The 18,517-nt window shown below is 38.6% G+C and carries 18 protein-coding genes; all 18 read left to right on the top strand.

What is annotated here, in order from left to right:
• The first annotated feature begins 129 nt into the window (after nucleotides 1-129).
• The 18 genes from N3C60_05295 (at nucleotide 130) to rseP (ending at nucleotide 18,516) form a co-directional block, all read left to right on the top strand.
• Nucleotides 130-849: a hypothetical protein gene (locus N3C60_05295; GenBank protein MCX8084320.1), complete on the top strand. Its 720-nt coding sequence runs from the start codon at nucleotides 130-132 to the stop codon at nucleotides 847-849.
• Nucleotides 849-1,634: a GTP cyclohydrolase FolE2 gene (gene folE2 / locus N3C60_05290; protein ID MCX8084319.1), complete on the top strand. Its 786-nt coding sequence runs from the start codon at nucleotides 849-851 to the stop codon at nucleotides 1,632-1,634. The genes N3C60_05295 and folE2 overlap by 1 nt, the downstream gene beginning before the upstream one ends.
• A 19-nt stretch (nucleotides 1,635-1,653) precedes the next feature.
• Nucleotides 1,654-3,339, top strand: a complete 1,686-nt coding sequence (locus tag N3C60_05285; GenBank protein ID MCX8084318.1) for an ATPase, T2SS/T4P/T4SS family — start codon at nucleotides 1,654-1,656, stop codon at nucleotides 3,337-3,339.
• A gap of 17 nt (nucleotides 3,340-3,356) precedes the next feature.
• Nucleotides 3,357-4,790 carry a cysteine--tRNA ligase gene (cysS, locus tag N3C60_05280; protein MCX8084317.1) on the top strand — a complete coding sequence of 478 codons (1,434 nt, stop codon included), beginning with the start codon at nucleotides 3,357-3,359 and terminating at the stop codon, nucleotides 4,788-4,790.
• Between the two features lie 3 nt (nucleotides 4,791-4,793).
• A complete protein-coding gene (locus N3C60_05275) occupies nucleotides 4,794-5,765 on the top strand; it encodes a GDP-mannose 4,6-dehydratase (GenBank protein ID MCX8084316.1) in 972 nt (323 codons plus the stop codon).
• Nucleotides 5,766-5,768: 3 nt separating this feature from the next.
• Nucleotides 5,769-7,145, top strand: a complete 1,377-nt coding sequence (gene glmU, locus N3C60_05270; GenBank protein ID MCX8084315.1) for a bifunctional UDP-N-acetylglucosamine diphosphorylase/glucosamine-1-phosphate N-acetyltransferase GlmU — start codon at nucleotides 5,769-5,771, stop codon at nucleotides 7,143-7,145.
• 3 nt (nucleotides 7,146-7,148) lie between these two features.
• Nucleotides 7,149-8,972, top strand: a complete 1,824-nt coding sequence (glmS, locus tag N3C60_05265) for a glutamine--fructose-6-phosphate transaminase (isomerizing) (GenBank protein MCX8084314.1) — start codon at nucleotides 7,149-7,151, stop codon at nucleotides 8,970-8,972.
• 15 nt (nucleotides 8,973-8,987) lie between these two features.
• On the top strand, nucleotides 8,988-9,296 hold the full coding sequence (locus N3C60_05260; protein MCX8084313.1) for a succinate dehydrogenase assembly factor 2: 309 nt from the start codon (nucleotides 8,988-8,990) through the stop codon (nucleotides 9,294-9,296).
• 99 nt (nucleotides 9,297-9,395) lie between these two features.
• Nucleotides 9,396-10,724 carry a UDP-glucose/GDP-mannose dehydrogenase family protein gene (locus tag N3C60_05255; protein ID MCX8084312.1) on the top strand — a complete coding sequence of 443 codons (1,329 nt, stop codon included), beginning with the start codon at nucleotides 9,396-9,398 and terminating at the stop codon, nucleotides 10,722-10,724.
• Nucleotides 10,717-12,519: a translation elongation factor 4 gene (lepA, locus tag N3C60_05250; protein ID MCX8084311.1), complete on the top strand. Its 1,803-nt coding sequence runs from the start codon at nucleotides 10,717-10,719 to the stop codon at nucleotides 12,517-12,519. The genes N3C60_05255 and lepA overlap by 8 nt, the downstream gene beginning before the upstream one ends.
• Nucleotides 12,520-12,538: 19 nt before the next feature.
• Nucleotides 12,539-13,150, top strand: coding sequence for a signal peptidase I (lepB, locus tag N3C60_05245; GenBank protein ID MCX8084310.1), 612 nt, complete (start codon nucleotides 12,539-12,541; stop codon nucleotides 13,148-13,150).
• Nucleotides 13,151-13,167: 17 nt separating this feature from the next.
• Entirely contained in the window at nucleotides 13,168-13,512 is a 345-nt protein-coding gene (locus tag N3C60_05240) for a hypothetical protein (protein MCX8084309.1), read from the top strand.
• A 5-nt stretch (nucleotides 13,513-13,517) separates the two neighbouring features.
• Nucleotides 13,518-14,231, top strand: coding sequence for a UMP kinase (gene pyrH / locus N3C60_05235; GenBank protein MCX8084308.1), 714 nt, complete (start codon nucleotides 13,518-13,520; stop codon nucleotides 14,229-14,231).
• Nucleotides 14,232-14,233: 2 nt separating this feature from the next.
• A complete protein-coding gene (gene frr / locus N3C60_05230; protein ID MCX8084307.1) occupies nucleotides 14,234-14,788 on the top strand; it encodes a ribosome recycling factor in 555 nt (184 codons plus the stop codon).
• Nucleotides 14,788-15,519 (top strand): isoprenyl transferase, encoded by a 732-nt coding sequence (locus tag N3C60_05225; GenBank protein MCX8084306.1) that lies wholly within the window; start codon nucleotides 14,788-14,790, stop codon nucleotides 15,517-15,519. The genes frr and N3C60_05225 overlap by 1 nt, the downstream gene beginning before the upstream one ends.
• Nucleotides 15,497-16,309: a phosphatidate cytidylyltransferase gene (locus N3C60_05220; protein ID MCX8084305.1), complete on the top strand. Its 813-nt coding sequence runs from the start codon at nucleotides 15,497-15,499 to the stop codon at nucleotides 16,307-16,309. The genes N3C60_05225 and N3C60_05220 overlap by 23 nt, the downstream gene beginning before the upstream one ends.
• Nucleotides 16,306-17,445, top strand: a complete 1,140-nt coding sequence (gene dxr, locus N3C60_05215) for a 1-deoxy-D-xylulose-5-phosphate reductoisomerase (protein MCX8084304.1) — start codon at nucleotides 16,306-16,308, stop codon at nucleotides 17,443-17,445. Before N3C60_05220 ends, dxr begins: the two co-directional genes overlap by 4 nt.
• Nucleotides 17,446-17,457: 12 nt before the next feature.
• Nucleotides 17,458-18,516: an RIP metalloprotease RseP gene (gene rseP, locus N3C60_05210; protein MCX8084303.1), complete on the top strand. Its 1,059-nt coding sequence runs from the start codon at nucleotides 17,458-17,460 to the stop codon at nucleotides 18,514-18,516.
• Nucleotide 18,517 lies beyond the last annotated feature (1 nt).

The raw sequence follows: 18,517 nt of genomic DNA, 5'->3' as shown, positions 1-18,517 counted from the left end.
TGGCCTCCTTGTTTTTATGCTATAACAATAAAACTAATTTTATAAATGTCAAGGTCTAAATAATATTCCCCTTGAAAAATAATGGATTACCTATTATAGTTTAACGATTAACGAGATATAGAGGTGGTTATGCTAACTATAGTGATTTCAGCCTTTTCTGGGTCTTTATTCGGACTTTTAGTATTTTACCTTACCAAAAGCTTTGCAATTGCACTCATCATAGGTATGATAGTTGTAATACTTATAAACTTCTTGTTGGGTAGACATTTTTTAAGGAAGTTAACAGACATTTTCAAATTGGTGGAAAAGGATATTCGTAACGATAAAGCGGATAAAGCCATAGAGAGACTAAATGAGGGTTATAAATACTCAAAATGGCAATTCTTTGTCAAAGAGCAGATAAATTCCCAGATAGGGATTATATTTTATACAAAAAAAAGATTTGACGAGGCTTTTAAATACCTAATAAATGGATTCCATAAAAATTGGCTTGGTATGGCGATGCTTGCTACTTTATACTATAAAGAGAAACAGTATGATAAAATGAAACAGACCCTCGAAAAAGCGATAAAGAGTTCTCCTAAGGAGGGGTTTTTATATACCCTTTATGCATATTATCTTCAGTCTATTAATGAGACGGATAAGGCTATAGAGATCTTAGCAAAAGGTAACAAAAAGGTGCCTCTGGATGAGAGGCTGGAGGCAGCTTTGGAGGCTGTAAAAAACAATAAAAAGATAAAAATCCAAAACTACGGTAATCTGTGGCTTCAATTGAATGTGGAAAAGGTGCCGCAGGGGGCCAAACATTATCATATACACCTTATGAATCAGAAGATCAGGAGAAGGTAGTGTCGCTGGCTGATATTCAAAATCAGACAGATTTTAGGAATATAGATATCGATAAGGTGGGTATCAAAGATATCCAGTACCCTATAGTGGTTAAGGATAAAAAGAATGGAAAACAACATACAGTTGCAAGAATAAACATGTTTGTTAAGCTTCCGCACAATTTTAAGGGTACACACATGTCAAGGTTTGTTGAAGTGCTCAACAATCACAGGACAAATATAGGGATCGAGTCGTTCAGGGGTATTTTGGATGATCTAAAAAGTGTGTTAAACTCTGAAGAATCCCATATCGAGATAACCTTCCCCTATTTCATAGAAAAGCAAGCACCAATATCAAACCTTCCATCACTTATGGATTATGAGTGCACTTTTATTGGTTCTGCTATAGGGGATAAAAAAGATTTTATCGTCTGCGTTAAAGTGCCAGTATTGTCGGTTTGTCCCTGCTCGAAAGAGATCAGCACCTATGGTGCCCATAATCAGAGAAGCTATATTGGTATAAAAGTGAGATACAAAGGTATGATATGGATTGAAGACCTTATAGAAATAGCAGAACAATCTGCGAGTGCACCTATCTTTTCGTTGCTAAAACGTGAGGATGAAAAGTTTATCACCGAATCATCGTATGAAAATCCGGTATTTGTTGAGGATATTGTGAGGAATGTTGCTGATAAGCTTTTGGCTGACAGCAGGGTGACGTGGTTTGAAGTCTCCAGTGAAAACCACGAAAGTATCCACAACCATTCTGCCTATGCTGTTATAACAAGGGATAAAAGATCTTTTTAGGTCTCCTTAAGGGGGAAAAATGGATGTTAGAAAAAAGATTAAAATAGGTGAGCTTTTAAGGGAAAAAAACCTTATTACAGAAGCCCAGCTAAAAGTCGCCCTCAGTGAACAGAAGACGAGTGGGAAAAAATTAGGGGAGGTATTACAGGATCTTGGTTATGTTACAGAAAGACAGATACTCCAGATAATAGCAGAGCAGATCGGAACAAAGATTATTAAGGCTTCGGATGTGGAGGTTTCTCCAGAATTGAAAAAGACTATACCCGAAAGTGTTGCAAGGAGATTAGGTATAGTTCCTATAAAATCCGATAGTACAAAACTTTTCATTGCCACCAATGACCCTACAAATGTAGGTATATACGATGAGTTGGAAAGGATGATCAGAAAAGAGATCTACCCATTTGTGGTAACAAAGGATGATCTGCTATTTCTAATGGAAAAGATATATGGAACTGAAGATAGACTTTATAAAACAGCGGAAGATGTTTCCAAAAAACTTTCTGTTATCGGGAAAGAAGATGCCCTTGAAAACTTGGCTGAAGACACTCCAGTAATAAACCTTGTGGATGGTATAATAAACAAGGCTGTGATGGATCATGCAAGCGACATACATATAGAGCCAGATGAAGACAAACTAAGGGTCAGGTACAGAATAGATGGTATATTGGTAGAGGTACTGGGGCTAAATAGAACGATACATCCCGCCATCGTCTCAAGGATCAAGATTATGGCTGGTATGAATATTGCTGAAAAAAGAGTCCCTCAGGATGGTAGGTTTAAGATGTTTAGTGGGGGCAGAGATGTGGATTTTAGGGTTTCCACGTTACCTACAAACTTTGGGGAAAAGGTTGTTCTGAGGATATTAGATCGTAGTAAAACCCTCCTTGAGCTATCCAACATAGGGATGGACCCCTACAGCTTGAGTGTATATGAAAGTATTGTATCAAAACCCTATGGTATAATTCTGATATCAGGTCCAACAGGAAGTGGTAAGACAACTACCCTTTATGCCACATTAAATAAACTGAATACTCCTGAAAAGAATATCGTTACTGTCGAGGATCCTATAGAATACAACTTTAAACTGATCAATCAGGTTCAGACAGATGAAACTGCTGGGGTAACCTTTGCTTCAGCGCTTAGGTCCATACTAAGACAGGATCCTGACATCATTATGGTGGGTGAGATCAGGGATAAGGAGACAGCAGAGATAGCTATTCAAGCTTCCCTTACCGGGCATCTTGTGCTTTCAACTATACACACAAACGATGCGGTTAGTTCTGTGGTTAGACTTGTGGATATGGGGATTGAGAACTTTTTGGTGGGGACATCCCTCTTAGGTGTAGTTGGGCAACGCCTTGTAAGAAAGATATGCCCTGTTTGTAAAGAGTCCTACTCCCCAGAGCCGGAGATGCTTGAGAGGTTATCTCTGAAGGAAAATAGCGTAACATTTTATAGGGGGAAAGGTTGCCCCGAATGTAAGTACACAGGGTATTCAGGTAGGATAGGTATATATGAGGTTCTTAAGATAGATGGAACTATGAAACAGATGATAACAAAAGGGAAAAGTGTGGATGAATTGAGAAGTTATGCTATCAGAAGTGGGTTTAGGCCTATGTTTGAAGGTGGTATGGAGCTGGTCAAAAAAGGTGTTACCACAATTGAGGAGCTTCTAAGGGTAACGGTAATCGCTGGAGAAGATTAGAAACTACAGGAGTAGATATGCTTAGGATATTCAATACCCTGACAGGGGAAAAAGAGGTTTTTCAGCCATTAAACGACAATATAGTAAAGATGTATGTTTGTGGCGTAACTGTCTATGACTATTGTCATATAGGTCATGCCAGAAGTGCTATCGTTTTTGATACCATTAGAAGGTATCTTATCTATAAAGGTTATGATGTGACTTTTGTAAAGAACTTTACCGATGTTGATGATAAGATCATAAAAAGAGCTAATGATGAGGGGAAAACCTATTCCGAAATCACTGAGTTTTTTATTAAAGCCCACGATGAGGATATGGATAGATTAAATATTTTGCGTCCAGATTTTACACCTAAAGCCACTGAATATATTCAGGATATGATAGAGCTTTGTGAAAAGCTTTTGGAAAAAGGTTATGCCTATGTACTGGATGGTGATGTATATTTCAAGGTAAGAAGTTTCAAGGATTATGGGAAGCTGTCCAAAAGGGACCTTGATGATCTTCTTGCAGGAGCAAGGGTTGAGGTCAATGAGGTAAAAGAGGATCCTTTGGATTTTGCCCTTTGGAAAAGAAGCAAAGAGCATGAACCAGCGTGGGATTCCCCTTGGGGGAAAGGTAGACCGGGATGGCATATCGAGTGCAGTGCAATGAGTTCGAAGATATTGGGGATACCTTTTGATATACATGGAGGGGGTAAAGATCTTGTGTTTCCCCATCATGAAAATGAGATAGCCCAGTCAGAAGCTGCGGAAGGTAAGGAGTTTGCCCGATATTGGGTACACAACGGTTTTGTGAATATAAATAAAGAAAAGATGTCCAAGTCACTGGGGAACTTTTTTACGATAAGGGATGTCTTAAAAGAGATAGATCCAGAGGTGTTAAGGTTTTTTTTATTGACTACCCACTACAGATCCCCGCTGGATTTCTCTTTTGAAAACCTTTTGGAGGCTGAGAATGCCATCGATAGAATCTACACCGCCCTTGATGAGCTTGAAAATAGCAACTATAACGATAGGAGACCACCACAAAAAGGGGAAATAGATAGGCTTATAGCAGGTTTTAAACAGGATTTTGAAGCATCGATGGATGACGATTTTAATACTGCTGCAGCGATTTCAAATGTTTTTGAGTTTGTTAAAGGGCTTAATTTGATCCTTGCTGGTAAATTAAACAGGGCTGATCTGGATTATCTAAAAGGCCAGGTGGCCGACTTAGTTGGTATGATAAATAGTATATTGGGTATAATTACTAAAAAGCCCTCCGACTGGTTTAGGGTGAACCTTTCTATACCAGAAGAGCAACTGTTGGCCATGATAGAAGAAAGGAATATGGCAAGGAAAAATAAAGACTTTGAAAAGGCAGATTCCATCCGACATTCACTTAAGGAAAAGGGGGTGGAACTCCTGGATACACCTACTGGAACGAGGTTTAGAGCTAAAAGGGTGAGGTAAATTATGAATATACTTTTAACAGGGGCAGCAGGGTTTATAGGTGCTTGGACAGCTAAGAAGCTGTTGGGTCTTGGTTATAAAGTTATAGGTGTGGACAATCTAAACGATTACTATGATATAAGGCTCAAACATTACAGGCTTGATCTGCTAAACGAGAACAAAGCATTTACATTCCATAAAGTGGATATTGCTAATTATGGGGCGTTGGATGTGTTGTTTGATGTGTATAGATTTGATGCCGTTATCAATCTTGCAGCACGGGCTGGGGTACGTTACAGCATAGAAAACCCTTTTGTGTATTTTGAGACGAATACCAATGGTACCATAAACTTATTAGAGCTTTGTAAAAAGCATAACGTAAGCAAATTTGTATTGGCTTCAACATCAAGTCTGTATGCTGGTCAGCAGATGCCTTTTTCTGAAGATAAGCCAGTGAATACACCCATTTCCCCTTATGCTGCATCGAAAAAAGGTGCAGAGGTTAGTTGTTATACGTATCATTATCTATTTGGTATCGATGTTACTGTTGTGAGGTATTTTACCGTATATGGACCTGCTGGTAGACCTGATATGAGCATATTTAGATTTATAAAGCAGATAGACAGTGGTGAGCCTATCGTGGTATACGGTGATGGATCCCAGAGTAGAGATTTTACCTATGTGGATGATATTGCAGAGGGGACTGTTAGAGCTCTGAAAAAGGTAGGTTATGAGATAATAAACTTAGGGAATAACAACCCCAGCAGGTTATCTGATGCAATAAGCTATATCGAGCAATGTTTAGGCAAGAAGGCTGTTTATGACTTTAGGCCTTTTCATAAAGCTGATATGTTAGCTACATGGGCAAATATAGAAAAAGCTCAACATTTACTTGATTGGAGGCCTAAAGTTAATCTGGAAGAGGGTATAAAAAGAACAATCCAGTGGTATAAAGATAACCACAGTTTTGCATCAAAAATAAACCTTACGGAGTAAACAATGAGACTAAAGGTAATCATTTTAGCTGCTGGAAAAGGAACCAGAATGAAATCGGAGCTTCCAAAGGTGCTTTTTAAAGTGGCTGGGAAGCCTATGATAGATTATGTTTTAGAGTCGGCAAAGTCGTTGGCACCTGAGGAGATCATTGTGGTGATCGGTTCTGGTGCAGACCTGTTAAAAGAGCACCTTAGGGATGAAAAGGTTACGTTTGTTTTGCAGGAGGAGCAGTTGGGGACTGGTCATGCTGTTTTGCAGGCTGAGGAACATTTTAGGAACTTTGATGGGTATGTTTTAATTCTGTGCGGAGATATGCCCCTTGTGAAAAAAGAGACTTTAAAAAAGTTTATCGAAACAGCCTCCGAAAAGGAGCTTTCCTTCATAAGTGTAAAAGTGGATAACCCTAAGGGGTATGGGCGTGTTGTTAGATCAGCAAGTGGTTCAATCCTTGAGATAGTTGAGGAGAAAGATGCAGATGAAGAGATAAAAAGAATAAAAGAGATAAACACCGGGATCTATTTAGTAAGAGGTGATGTGTTAGTAAAGAGGTTGCGACATATAACTAATGACAATGCCCAGAAGGAATACTACCTAACGGATATTATTAAGGATGGGTCTAATGCTTATACAGCTGATGATGAGCAGGAGTTTTTAGGGATAAATGATAGAAGAGCACTTGCTGAGGCATCTAGATATATTTACAAAAAGATAAATGATCAACATATGTTAAATGGCGTAACGATTATTGCGCCAGATATGACGTTTATCGATGTAGATGTTTCTATAGAAAAGGATGTTATCATATACCCAAATACCTATCTGGAGGGTAAAACAGAGATAAAAAGTGGTAGTGTCATATATCCTGGTGTAAGGATTGTAAATTCGGTTATAGAAGAGGATTGTACTATAAAGGATAATACCCTAATTGAATCTTCCTTTGTGGGCAGAGGATCTTCTGTAGGGCCAATGGCCCACCTTAGACCGGAATCGAGGTTACTGGGTGATAATAAGATAGGTAACTTTGTGGAAACAAAAAAAATTGTGTTTGGTAAAGGCTCTAAAGCAAGTCATTTGACATACTTGGGGGATGCTGACATTGGAAGCAATGTAAATGTTGGCTGTGGAACGATAACCTGCAACTACGATGGGATATCCAAACACAAAACGATAATAGGGGACAATGTTTTTGTGGGTAGTGATGTACAGTTTGTAGCTCCTGTAAGGGTGGGTGATGGTGCGTTGATTGCCGCAGGTTCAACCATAACAAAGGACGTTCCTCCTGATGCTTTGGCCATTACGAGGGCAGAGCAAAAAAATCTGGAGAACTATGTTCCAAAATGGAGAGAAAAGAAACTCAAAGAAAAGAACAAAGGAGAATAAGAGATGTGTGGGATTGTGGGCTATATTGGGAGTAAAAACGCTACAGACATTTTGTTGGAGGGGTTAACCAGGCTGGAATATAGAGGTTACGATTCTGCTGGAATAGCCATGATCATTGATGGAGATATTTTTATAGAACGCAGTGTAGGAAAATTATCAAATCTGAAGTTAAAGCTTTCTGAGAAACATCTATTTGCCAATATCGGAATTGGACATACCCGCTGGGCGACTCATGGTAAACCCTCGGATGAGAATGCTCATCCCCATAGGTCTGAAAATATAGCGTTGGTTCATAACGGTATCATAGAGAACTATCTTGAGCTTAAGAAAGAACTGATAGAAAAGGGGTATATATTCACATCAGAAACAGATACTGAGGTTATTGCCCATCTTATCCATTCTTTGTGGGAAAAAGATATTTATACAACGGTTAGGAAAGCCATCAAGAGGTTAAAGGGAGCTTATGCCCTTGCAATAATCTCAAAAGATGAGCCTGATAAAATTCTTTTAGCGCGAAAAGAGGCTCCATTAGTAATTGGGATAGGTGATGGTGAACATTTTGCAGCAAGTGATATACCTGCAGTGTTGCATCATACAAGGCAGTTTATTTTCTTGGAGGATAACGATATAGCTATATTAAAAGCAGATGGTGTTGAGATCTTTGATCAGGGGGGTGTTCCTGTAAAAAGGGAGCAAAAGACGATCAGTTGGAACCCTGTGATGGCAGAGAAATCTGGCTATAAGCATTTTATGCAAAAGGAGATATATGAGCAGCCCCGGGCTATTACCGATACCATAAGGGGTAAGTATTCCCTTGAAAGGGGCGAGGTGGCACTCCACGAACTGGAGGAGTTAAAAGATTCTTTAAAGGGTATTGAAAGGATTCATATAGTTGCCTGTGGCACGAGCTGGCATGCAGGGCTTGTGGGTAAGTTTTTGATAGAAAAGTTTTCTCGAATACCTGTTGAAGTGGATATAGCATCCGAGTATAGATATAGAACTCCGGTTATAGATGACAGGATTCTTTTTATACCTATCTCCCAATCTGGTGAAACAGCTGATACTTTGGCAGCCTTGAAAATGGCAAAACAGTTGGGAGCTAAGGTGGTTGCCATCTGTAATGTCATAGGATCCTCAATTACAAGGGAGGCACATGGTACGATATATACCCACGCTGGGCCAGAGATCGGTGTGGCTTCTACAAAAGCTTTTACTACCCAGCTTGCAACTCTTTATCTGTTGGGATTATATCTGTCGCAAGTTAGAGGAACATTAGGTGCCGAAGAAAGACTTAGGTATTTGCAGGCACTCATTGAGGTCCCTGAGATAGTATCTGCTGTACTATCCCAAGATACCTATATAGAAAGTTTATCTAAGATCTATAAAAATGCTAAAAATTTTTTATATTTGGGGAGGAATATAAACTATCCCATAGCGTTGGAAGGGGCGTTGAAACTAAAGGAGATATCCTATATCCATGCAGAGGGTTACCCCGCAGGTGAGATGAAACATGGACCCATAGCTCTGATCGATAAAAATATGCCTGTTTTTTTTATCGCTACAGATTCAAATATCTATGAAAAGACCCTTTCCAACATAGAAGAGGTAAAGGCAAGGGATGGGATGGTCATAGCAATTGCTACAGAGGGGGATGAAGAGATCAGAAGAAAAGCTGATCATGTTATCTTTGTGCCAAAAACAATAGAAGAGACATCTGTTTTCCCTAATGCAGTTGTTACTCAGTTTTTTGCGTATCATTGTGCTACATTATTGGGTCTTGATGTGGATCAACCGAGAAATCTTGCAAAGAGTGTTACTGTAGAATGAGTTGTAGGAGGTAAAATGCTTCAGGATCCTCGATATAAAAAAACCGTTTTTTTATGTGCCAGAAGGGCTATGTTGGAAAATGAGATTGTTTTGCAAAGGTTTGCCAAGGAGTATGTGCCAAGACACTATACTGTGGATGAGCTGGATAGCCTTAACTTTTTTTTGGAGAATATATACGACAATGATTTGTATGAAGTTATTATGGGATTAAAGCCCGCTGAAAAGTTTCAGGATCAATATGAGTTTAAGTATTTGAAAGATATAGAAAATTTTGCAAAGCTTTTCAGAGAAGAGCAAAAGAAGCAGAAGAAACATTCATCTTAATCTCATAGCAATTTAGTAAACGTGGAAAAAGAGCCAAAAAATCTTGCATAATTATGAAATTAAATGTAATAATAAAAAGTTTGTTCATGAGGTGAAAAAATGAGGATAGCAGTCATAGGGACAGGTTATGTTGGGCTTGTGACGGGGGCATGTCTTGCAGAATTTGGGATGTTTGTCACATGTGTTGATATAGATGAGAAAAAGATAGAAAGGTTAAAGCAGGGGCAGATCCCCATATATGAGCCCGGTCTGGATGATATCGTAGCAAAAAACATAAAAGAGGGTAGGCTATTTTTTACCACCGATACAAAAGAGGCTGTTAGGAACAATCTTGTAATTTTTATAGCCGTAGGTACACCATCTAAAGAGGATGGAAGTGCCGATCTAAGCTATGTGGATCAGGCTGCTAAAGATATAGCCACTAATCTCAATGGATATAAAGTGATCGTAAACAAAAGCACAGTTCCTGTAGGAACTGGTCAAAGGGTTAAAAAGATTATTAAGTCGATAGCTGGTGAAAATACTCGATTCGATGTGGTGAGCAACCCAGAGTTCCTGAGGGAAGGGGCAGCGGTAAACGATTTTTTGAGACCTGACAGGATAGTGATCGGTGCTGAGAGTGAAGAAGCCATAGCTATTATGAAGGATGTCTACAGTGCCCATTATCTGAATGAGGCCCCCTTCGTGATAACAAACATAGAGACCGCAGAGATGATAAAATATGCCTCCAACGCCTTTTTAGCCCTTAAGGTTACCTTTATAAATGAAGTGGCAAATCTTTGCGAGTTGGTGGGTGCTGATGTTCACAAAGTTGCAAAAGCTATGGGTATGGATGGAAGAATTGGACCAAAATTTTTACATCCGGGTCCAGGCTATGGTGGTTCATGTTTTCCAAAGGATACGAGGGCCTTATCATATATTGCAAAAAGTGTGGGTTATAATTTTCAGATCGTGGATACTGTGGTAAAAGTAAATGAAGAACAAAAACTAAGGATGATAGACAAGATACTCAAACTTCTGGGCTTAGAAAAAAAAGACGATGTTCTAAAGGGGCTTACTTTTGGAATACTGGGGCTGTCTTTTAAGCCAAACACTGATGATATGAGGGAATCACCATCTATAACGATTATAAATGAGCTTTTAAAACTAGGGGCAAAGATAAAAGCTTTTGACCCTGAGGCTATGAAACATGCAAGAGGATATTTTGGCGATACAATAGAGTATTGTAATGGTGAATATGAGGCATGTGATGCAGTGGATTGTTTGGTTATCGTCACCGAATGGAATCAATTTAGAAAACTCGATATGGAGAAGATAAAATCGATGATGAAACAACCAAACCTTGCTGATCTAAGGAATATTTACGATCCAAAGAAGATGAAATCGTTGGGATTTAACTACACATCTGTGGGTAGGCTTGATGGATAAAAGATTCATAAGGAATTTTAGCATTATAGCTCATATAGATCACGGTAAATCAACTTTAGCTGATAGACTCATTGAGTATACTGGCGCCATCGATAAAAGGCTTATGAAGGATCAGTTGTTGGATTCGATGGAGATAGAAAGGGAAAGGGGGATAACGATAAAGGCCCAAACGGTGCGCCTTAATTATCAGGCGGATGATGGTCACCTATATCAGTTAAACCTTATAGATACTCCAGGGCATGTGGACTTTACCTATGAGGTATCCAGAAGTTTGGCTGCCTGCGAGGGTGCTCTTTTGGTTGTTGATGCTTCCCAGGGGGTAGAGGCCCAGACGATAGCAAATGTTTATTTGGCTATAGAACAAAATTTAGAACTTATCCCTGTTATAAATAAGATAGATCTGCCTAGTGCAGATGTGGAGAGGGTGAAGAAGGAGATAGAAGATGTTATAGGTATAGATGCTTCCCATGCAATACCGGCCAGCGCGAAAGAGGGTATAGGTATAAAAGAGATCCTCGAGTCTGTGGTGAAGCTTATACCCCATCCAAAAGGGGATATAGAAAAGCCCCTAAAGGCTATGGTTTTTGATTCCTGGTACGATTCCTACCAGGGTGTTATAATACTGGTGAGGATGATAGATGGTGAGCTAAAGGTGGGGGATACCTTCTGTTTTATGTCCAATGATAAAGAGTATCAGGTGGACAAGGTGGGGGTTTTTACACCTTTGGCAAAAAATGTGGAGTCACTTACAGCTGGGGAAGTGGGGTTTGTCATCGCTGGTATCAAGGAACTCAAAGATGTAAGGATCGGAGATACTCTTACAAATCCTAAAAATAGAACATCTGAGCCTTTCCCTGGTTTTAAGAATGTAAAACCGGTGGTGTTTTGTGGTTTTTATCCAGTGGATACGCAGGACTTTGATGATCTAAGAGATGCTTTAGAAAAGCTTTCTTTAAATGATAGCTCCTTTACATACGAACCGGAAAATTCTGCAGCTTTAGGGTTTGGATTTAGGTGTGGTTTTTTAGGTCTGCTACACATGGAGATTATACAGGAAAGATTAGAAAGGGAGTTTGATCTCAATCTTATTACCACAGCTCCGATGGTTATTTATAAGGTCTATAAGACGGATGGGACGGTTGTGGAGGTGGATAATCCGGTTAAGTTTCCATGCCCTAATGAGATAGATTATATTGAAGAGCCGATCATAAAAGCTACAATAATAGTTCCTAATGAGTATGTTGGCAATGTTATTCAGCTTTTGCAGGCAAGGCGTGGTTTTCAAAAAAATATGCACTATATGACATCCACAAGGGTTATATTGGAGTATGAAGTTCCTTTGTGTGAAATTGTTTTAGATTTTTACGATAAACTAAAATCGATAACAAAAGGTTATGCTTCGTTTGATTATGAACATGCTGGCTATAAACAAGCCGATATGGTTAAGATGGATATCCTTATAAATGGTGAACCTGTGGATGCTCTAAGTATCATTGTCCATAGGGATCAGGCCTACTATAAGGGTAGGGATCTTGTGGAGAAGATGAAAGAGGTGATACCAAGACAGATGTTTGAAGTGGCTATACAGGCAGCGTTGGGGAATAAGATCATTGCCCGTTCTACGGTTAAAGCTTTCAGAAAAAATGTTACCGCAAAATGTTATGGTGGAGATATCACTCGTAAAAAGAAACTTTTGGAAAGGCAAAAAGAGGGCAAAAAGAGGATGAAGATGGTGGGTAAAGTGGAGATCCCCCAGGAGGCTTTTTTGGCAGTACTTAAAATAAACGAAGACTAAATACCGGAGAGTGTGAAGGATGGAACAACAAGAACCAAAGATAGATACAGAGACAACACCCAAAAAAAATAAGCTAAAAGATACCATTGACTCCATTGTGGTGGCTTTTGTCGTTGCTATGATCATTAGGGCCTTTTTGCTTCAGGCCTACAAAATACCTTCTGGTTCTATGCTGGATACTCTTCTGATAGGGGACCATCTTTTGGTTAACAAGGCCGCTTATATATTTAGTAAACCTAAAAGAGGGGATATAATTGTTTTTGAGTACCCATTGGAGCCTGAAAAGGACTTTATTAAGAGAGTGATTGCTATTCCAGGTGATAGGATAAAAATGGTAAACAAAAGGGTATTTTTAAATGGTCAGCCGATCAGTGAACCTTATGTGAGATATGAATCCGATATGTTATTCCCATCTTACATGAACAATAGGGATAATTTTGATGAAATTACTGTACCTGATGGTTACTATTTTGTTATGGGTGATAACAGGGATGCAAGTTTTGATAGCAGATTTTGGGGTTTTGTTCCGGAGAAAGCTATAAAAGGTAAAGCCCTTATCATTTACTGGTCTTGGAGTTTTGGCGACAAATTCGAACTGAGATTAAATAGACTATTGAAAATAATTAGATAATAAGATAGATAAGTTATATGGGCTTGTTAAGAATAGCTTTAAAACTGTTTATCGGCGGATATTTGATTTACACTGTGATGGTCTTTTCTTTACCGTTTGTAAAGTTTAAGATCTACGAAGCAGCAGCGAAGAAGATTATAACAAATGATAAGGATTTCTCTTATGATAAAATAAAAGAACAGCTTATAAAAGAGGCGACCGATCTTTCCATAGATTTAACGATGGATAATATAACGATAGAGGATTTTGAAAAACATATAAAAGTAAGCCTAAAGTATAATTCTCAAGTATTTTTACCCCTGACACGGAAATCATGGACATTTGAACATAGATTGGAAGAGAACAGGCCTAAGAAGGAGTAGAAAAAATGATGCCTAAATACAAAAGAATTTTGCTAAAATTAAGTGGTGAGGCCCTAATGGGTAATCAGAATTATGGAATCGATGGAGATGTGGTAAAGTTTATTGCTTCTGAGATAAAAGAGGCTTATGATATGGGGGTAAGTATAGGCATTGTGGTGGGTGGTGGGAACATATTTAGGGGTGTTTCCGAATCAGCAAAGGATATGGACAGGGTTTCGGCTGATTATATGGGGATGTTGGCTACGGTGATAAACTCCCTTGCACTACAAAATGCATTGGAGAATATAGGTGTTCCTACAAGGGTTCAGACATCCATTGAGATGAGACAGATTGCAGAACCCTATATAAGACGAAGAGCTATGAGGCACCTGGAAAAGGGTAGAGTGGTAATCTTTGGTGCAGGTACAGGGAACCCATATTTTACCACAGATACTACTGCTACGTTGAGGGCTTCTGAAATAAACGCAGACGTGGTTTTAAAAGCTACAAAGGTGGATGGGGTGTACACTGCTGATCCTAAAAAAGATAGTAGTGCAAGGAAGTTTGACACCATATCCTATCTGGATGTGCTAAATAAAAATCTCAAGGTTATGGATTCTACTGCTATCTCGATGTGTATGGATAACAAAATTCCTATAATAGTTTTTGATCTATACGGTAAAGGTAATCTCAAAAGGATCCTTTTAGGTGAAAAAATAGGTACAATAGTGGAGGGATAGATATGATAAATGATGTGTATAGTAAAACTAAAGAAAAAATGGAGAAAACGCTGGAGCATTACAGAGCTGAGCTAAAATCTGTACGTACAGGTAGAGCTTCTGTTTCCCTTTTTGACAATGTTAAAGTTGATTATTATGGTACACCTACCCCTTTATCTCAAGTGGCAACCCTCAATGCAGAAGCAAGAATGATTACTATTCAACCTTGGGAACCCAATATGATTAAAAATATTGAAAAGGCGATCCTCTCTTCCAATTTGGGGCTTACTCCGTCAAATGACGGTAGAGTTATAAGGGTCCCTATTCCACCACTTACTGAGGAGCGGAGGAAAGAGTTGGTCAAGCTTGTTAAAAAGCTTGCCGAAGAGGCAAAGGTTGCCATTAGGAATGAGAGAAGGGATGCTATAGAGAAGTTGAAGAAGATGGAAAAAGATAAGCAGATCTCCGAGGATGACAATAAAAAAGGATCCGATCAGATCCAGAAACTGACAGATGACTATATAAAAAAAATCGATGAGGTTACCGAGAAGAAAGAGAGAGAGATTATGGAAATATAATGAAGACAACTCAAATAAAGATCCCCAACCATGTGGGGATTATAATGGATGGAAACGGTAGATGGGCAAAAAAGCGGCTTATGCCCAGGGTTATGGGGCACAGAGAAGGTGTAAAAACGGTAAAGAAAATAGTTGAATACGCAGCCAGAAGGGGTATTAAATATCTCAGTCTGTTTGCCTTTTCCACTGAAAACTGGCTTAGGCCCGAGGAAGAGGTTTCTACTTTGATGAACCTACTGGATGAGTATTTAGAGTCAGAGATGGTGACAATTTTAGAACAGGATATTGTTTTCAAAGTTTCGGGGGATATAAGTAGAATAAGGGAGAATACGAGGTTAAAGCTTTGTTACCTCATGGAAAGATCCGCCCTTAATAAGGGGATGGTACTAAACTTGGCCCTTAATTATGGTGGGAGGGATGAGATCATAAAAGCGGTAGTTAGCTTGGCTAAGGATATAAAAGATGGTCTTCTGGATGAAAAGGATATTCCGGAAAGATTCCATCAATATCTATATAACCCAGACATTCCCGATGTAGATCTTTTGATAAGAACAAGTGGTGAGATTAGGATAAGCAATTTTATGCTCTGGCGCATTGCCTACAGTGAACTGTATTTCACTAAGACATTATGGCCTGATTTTAATGAACAGGATTTTGAGTTGGCATTGTCAGAGTATAACAAAAGGATAAGGCGATTCGGTAAGACTGATGAGCAGCTTCCTAATCAGTGAAAAGATAAAAAGAATCATCACTGCATTAATTCTCATCCCTCCATTGGTGTTAGCTGTTGTTTATCTGAATCATTTTTGGTTTTTTGTTTTACTGTTGGTATTCGTATTTATTGCCACGTATGAATTTTCAAAGCTTATAGAAATTGCAGGGGGAAAGTATCTTAAAATCCCCACCTTCTTGGGGGCTTTTTTGATCCCTTTTGGGTTTTATTTGAATGATTTTAAGCTTTTTTTACTCACAGTGTTTATGGTGTCGTTTGCATCCTTGTGTATCAAACTGTTGGGTAATCAACCCCTTGAATCCACGTTTACTACAGTGGGAATAACATTTTTAAATATCTTTTATGTACCCTTTTTTTTCTCATTTATTATGTTACTTAGAAATATAAACTATCACTATATTTTTTATCTTTTCATCATCATATTTTCCAGTGATACCTTTGCTTATTTTTTTGGGATAAGGTTTGGTAAGAGAAGGCTTTATGAGCTTATAAGTCCTAAAAAAAGTTTAGAAGGGTTTGTAGCAGGTCTGATAGGGGGGGTAGCAGGTGGAGTTGTCTATTCGTATCTTTTTATGAATATAGATTTTTTACACGTTATTGTATCGACTGTGTTAGTGGTATTTTCTGGTGTTCTTGGGGATCTTACAGAATCTATGTTTAAGAGAAAAGCTGGGGTAAAGGATTCAGGGAATATCTTCCCTGGACATGGTGGAATGTTGGACAGGGTAGATGCTCTGCTGTTTGGGGCACCTGTGTTGTATTTTTATGTCAGTTCTTTAGGTCTATGAAAAAGATAGGTATAGTTGGCTCTACCGGTTCTATCGGCACTCAGGCGCTTGATGTCATAAGAAGGCATAGGAAGGGTTTCAAAGTTGTCTTTTTAACATGTAATTTTAATACAGACCTTCTAATGAAGCAGGTTGAGGAGTTTGAGCCCAATTATGCTATCTCAATGACCAACCCTGTATCTCATCCGTATGTGCAGTGCAGATTTTTATGTGGTGTAGATAACCTTATAAAGATCATAAAAGAAGAGGATTTAGATATAGTTTTGATAGCTACTACCGGTTTTTCCGGGGTATTACCAGCTCTGGAAGCTGTAAAAAGGGGGTTAAGGGTAGCACTTGCAAACAAGGAGTCGATTGTAGTTGCTGGAGATATTATTACAAGAACAGCTAAAGCTACAGGTTCGGAGATTATCCCTGTGGATAGCGAGCACTCAGCTATATTTCAATGTTTGATGGGGCAAGATAAAAGCAAGGTTGAGAAAGTTATACTTACAGCATCTGGAGGGCCTTTTAGGAATAGACCCTACGATTCAATAGAGTATGTACGTAAGGAGGAGGCCCTTAGGCATCCAAACTGGAGTATGGGGGCAAAGATCACCATCGATTCTGCTACTATGATGAACAAAGGGCTTGAATTAATTGAAGCAAAGTATCTATTTGATCTTTCGCCTCATCAACTGGATGTTATTATCCATCCACAAAGTATAATCCATTCTATGGTTATGTTTGTTGATGGATCATATTTAGCCCAAATGGGTAATCCAGATATGAGAACGCCAATATCTTTTGCCTTAGGGTATCCCCATAGAATAGAATCGGGAGTAAAAGGTATAGATTTTCAAAAATTTAGTAGTCTAACTTTTCTAAAGGTAGATTACAGAAAATATAGATGCTTAGAACTTGCTATAAACATTTTAAATATCAACAAAAACAGCCTTATGATAGTTATGAATGCAGCAAATGAAGTGGCTGTGGATGCTTTTTTGAAAGATAAAATCGGTTTTAGTAATATTTATGATGTTATTCATGAGACATTGTCCAGGTTTACAGAAAAAGATATTTTAGAGATTGACGAAATCTTTGAATTAGATATTTTATCAAGGGAAGCAGCTAAGGAAATTGTACACAAGCTATAAGTGGGAGAGTCGATGACAGCGATAATTGCAATAATAGCATTTGGAATACTTATATTTATACACGAATTGGGACATTTTATCTTTGCCAAACTTTTTGGTGTTTATGTGGAAAGATTTTCGATAGGTTTTGGGCCTAAGGTGTTTGGTAAAAAAATTGGTGAAACGGAATATCTTATTTCTGCTGTTCCTTTGGGTGGATACGTAAAAATGTATGGGGAACATTTGGATGAGGATATTAGACATGAGCTAAAAGAGAGGGCTTTTAGTAACAAGAAGCTGTATCAGAAAAGCCTTATTGTTTTTGCTGGACCATTTTTTAATTATTTGTTTGCTGTTTTGTTGTTTTTAATAGTTTATATGGTGGGTATCCCTTCGTTGAAACCTATCATCGGTGAGGTGCAGCCTGGTATGCCAGCTGCTGCAGTGGGGATAACAAAAGGTGATCAGATTATTAAGATCAACGATGTTACCATAACATCGTGGGATGAAATGGCTAAAATAATCAAAGAGAGTGCAGACAAGAGGTTGATTATTGAAATTAAAAGAGGCGATCAGATTCTTATTAAACAGGTCACTCCAGTCAATTCTAAGTCAAAGAATATTTTTGGTGAAGAGATAAATGTTGGTTTGTTGGGCATTCGTCCCTCTGGAGATACTTTCAAACAATCTTTTGGATTCTATGATGCTTTTGTTAAAGCCAATGAGAAATGTTATGAAATAGTATATCTTACGGTAGTTGGTATAATAAAGATGATTCAGAGGATTGTTCCCTCTGACAATATCGGTGGCCCTATTATGATCTTTCAGATGACAAAGGATGCTGCAAGTTTTGGGTTTGTGCCATTGATGACTTTTGTTGCTGTGATCAGTATAAATCTTGCTATTTTAAACCTTTTACCTGTTCCTGTATTGGATGGAGGGCATTTGATGATCTATACCATTGAGGCCATCATAAGGAGACCCCTAAGTGAAAAAGCTAAAGCACTGGCTATGCGGGTAGGGATGAGTTTACTCATAGCTCTGATGGTATTTGCTTTTTATAATGATATTATGAGGCTTATCAGAGGCTGAT

This window comes from Calditerrivibrio sp. (assembly GCA_026415135.1).
Lineage (GTDB): Bacteria > Chrysiogenota > Deferribacteres > Deferribacterales > Calditerrivibrionaceae > Calditerrivibrio.
Note: the sequence above shows the minus strand (reverse complement) of the source record. Positions and strands in the feature narration are given on the sequence as shown.

What these genes read in the sequence shown, in the direction of transcription:
- N3C60_05295 (MCX8084320.1), top strand. Translation starts at nt 130, where the DNA reads ATGCTAACTATAGTGATTTCAGCCTTTTCTGGGTCTTTATTCGGACTT.
- N3C60_05285 (MCX8084318.1), top strand. Translation starts at nt 1,654, where the DNA reads ATGGATGTTAGAAAAAAGATTAAAATAGGTGAGCTTTTAAGGGAAAAA.
- cysS (MCX8084317.1), top strand. Translation starts at nt 3,357, where the DNA reads ATGCTTAGGATATTCAATACCCTGACAGGGGAAAAAGAGGTTTTTCAG.
- N3C60_05275 (MCX8084316.1), top strand. Translation starts at nt 4,794, where the DNA reads ATGAATATACTTTTAACAGGGGCAGCAGGGTTTATAGGTGCTTGGACA.
- glmU (MCX8084315.1), top strand. Translation starts at nt 5,769, where the DNA reads ATGAGACTAAAGGTAATCATTTTAGCTGCTGGAAAAGGAACCAGAATG.
- glmS (MCX8084314.1), top strand. Translation starts at nt 7,149, where the DNA reads ATGTGTGGGATTGTGGGCTATATTGGGAGTAAAAACGCTACAGACATT.
- N3C60_05260 (MCX8084313.1), top strand. Translation starts at nt 8,988, where the DNA reads ATGCTTCAGGATCCTCGATATAAAAAAACCGTTTTTTTATGTGCCAGA.
- N3C60_05255 (MCX8084312.1), top strand. Translation starts at nt 9,396, where the DNA reads ATGAGGATAGCAGTCATAGGGACAGGTTATGTTGGGCTTGTGACGGGG.
- lepA (MCX8084311.1), top strand. Translation starts at nt 10,717, where the DNA reads ATGGATAAAAGATTCATAAGGAATTTTAGCATTATAGCTCATATAGAT.
- lepB (MCX8084310.1), top strand. Translation starts at nt 12,539, where the DNA reads ATGGAACAACAAGAACCAAAGATAGATACAGAGACAACACCCAAAAAA.
- N3C60_05240 (MCX8084309.1), top strand. Translation starts at nt 13,168, where the DNA reads ATGGGCTTGTTAAGAATAGCTTTAAAACTGTTTATCGGCGGATATTTG.
- pyrH (MCX8084308.1), top strand. Translation starts at nt 13,518, where the DNA reads ATGATGCCTAAATACAAAAGAATTTTGCTAAAATTAAGTGGTGAGGCC.
- frr (MCX8084307.1), top strand. Translation starts at nt 14,234, where the DNA reads ATGATAAATGATGTGTATAGTAAAACTAAAGAAAAAATGGAGAAAACG.
- N3C60_05225 (MCX8084306.1), top strand. Translation starts at nt 14,788, where the DNA reads ATGAAGACAACTCAAATAAAGATCCCCAACCATGTGGGGATTATAATG.
- N3C60_05220 (MCX8084305.1), top strand. Translation starts at nt 15,497, where the DNA reads ATGAGCAGCTTCCTAATCAGTGAAAAGATAAAAAGAATCATCACTGCA.
- dxr (MCX8084304.1), top strand. Translation starts at nt 16,306, where the DNA reads ATGAAAAAGATAGGTATAGTTGGCTCTACCGGTTCTATCGGCACTCAG.
- rseP (MCX8084303.1), top strand. Translation starts at nt 17,458, where the DNA reads ATGACAGCGATAATTGCAATAATAGCATTTGGAATACTTATATTTATA.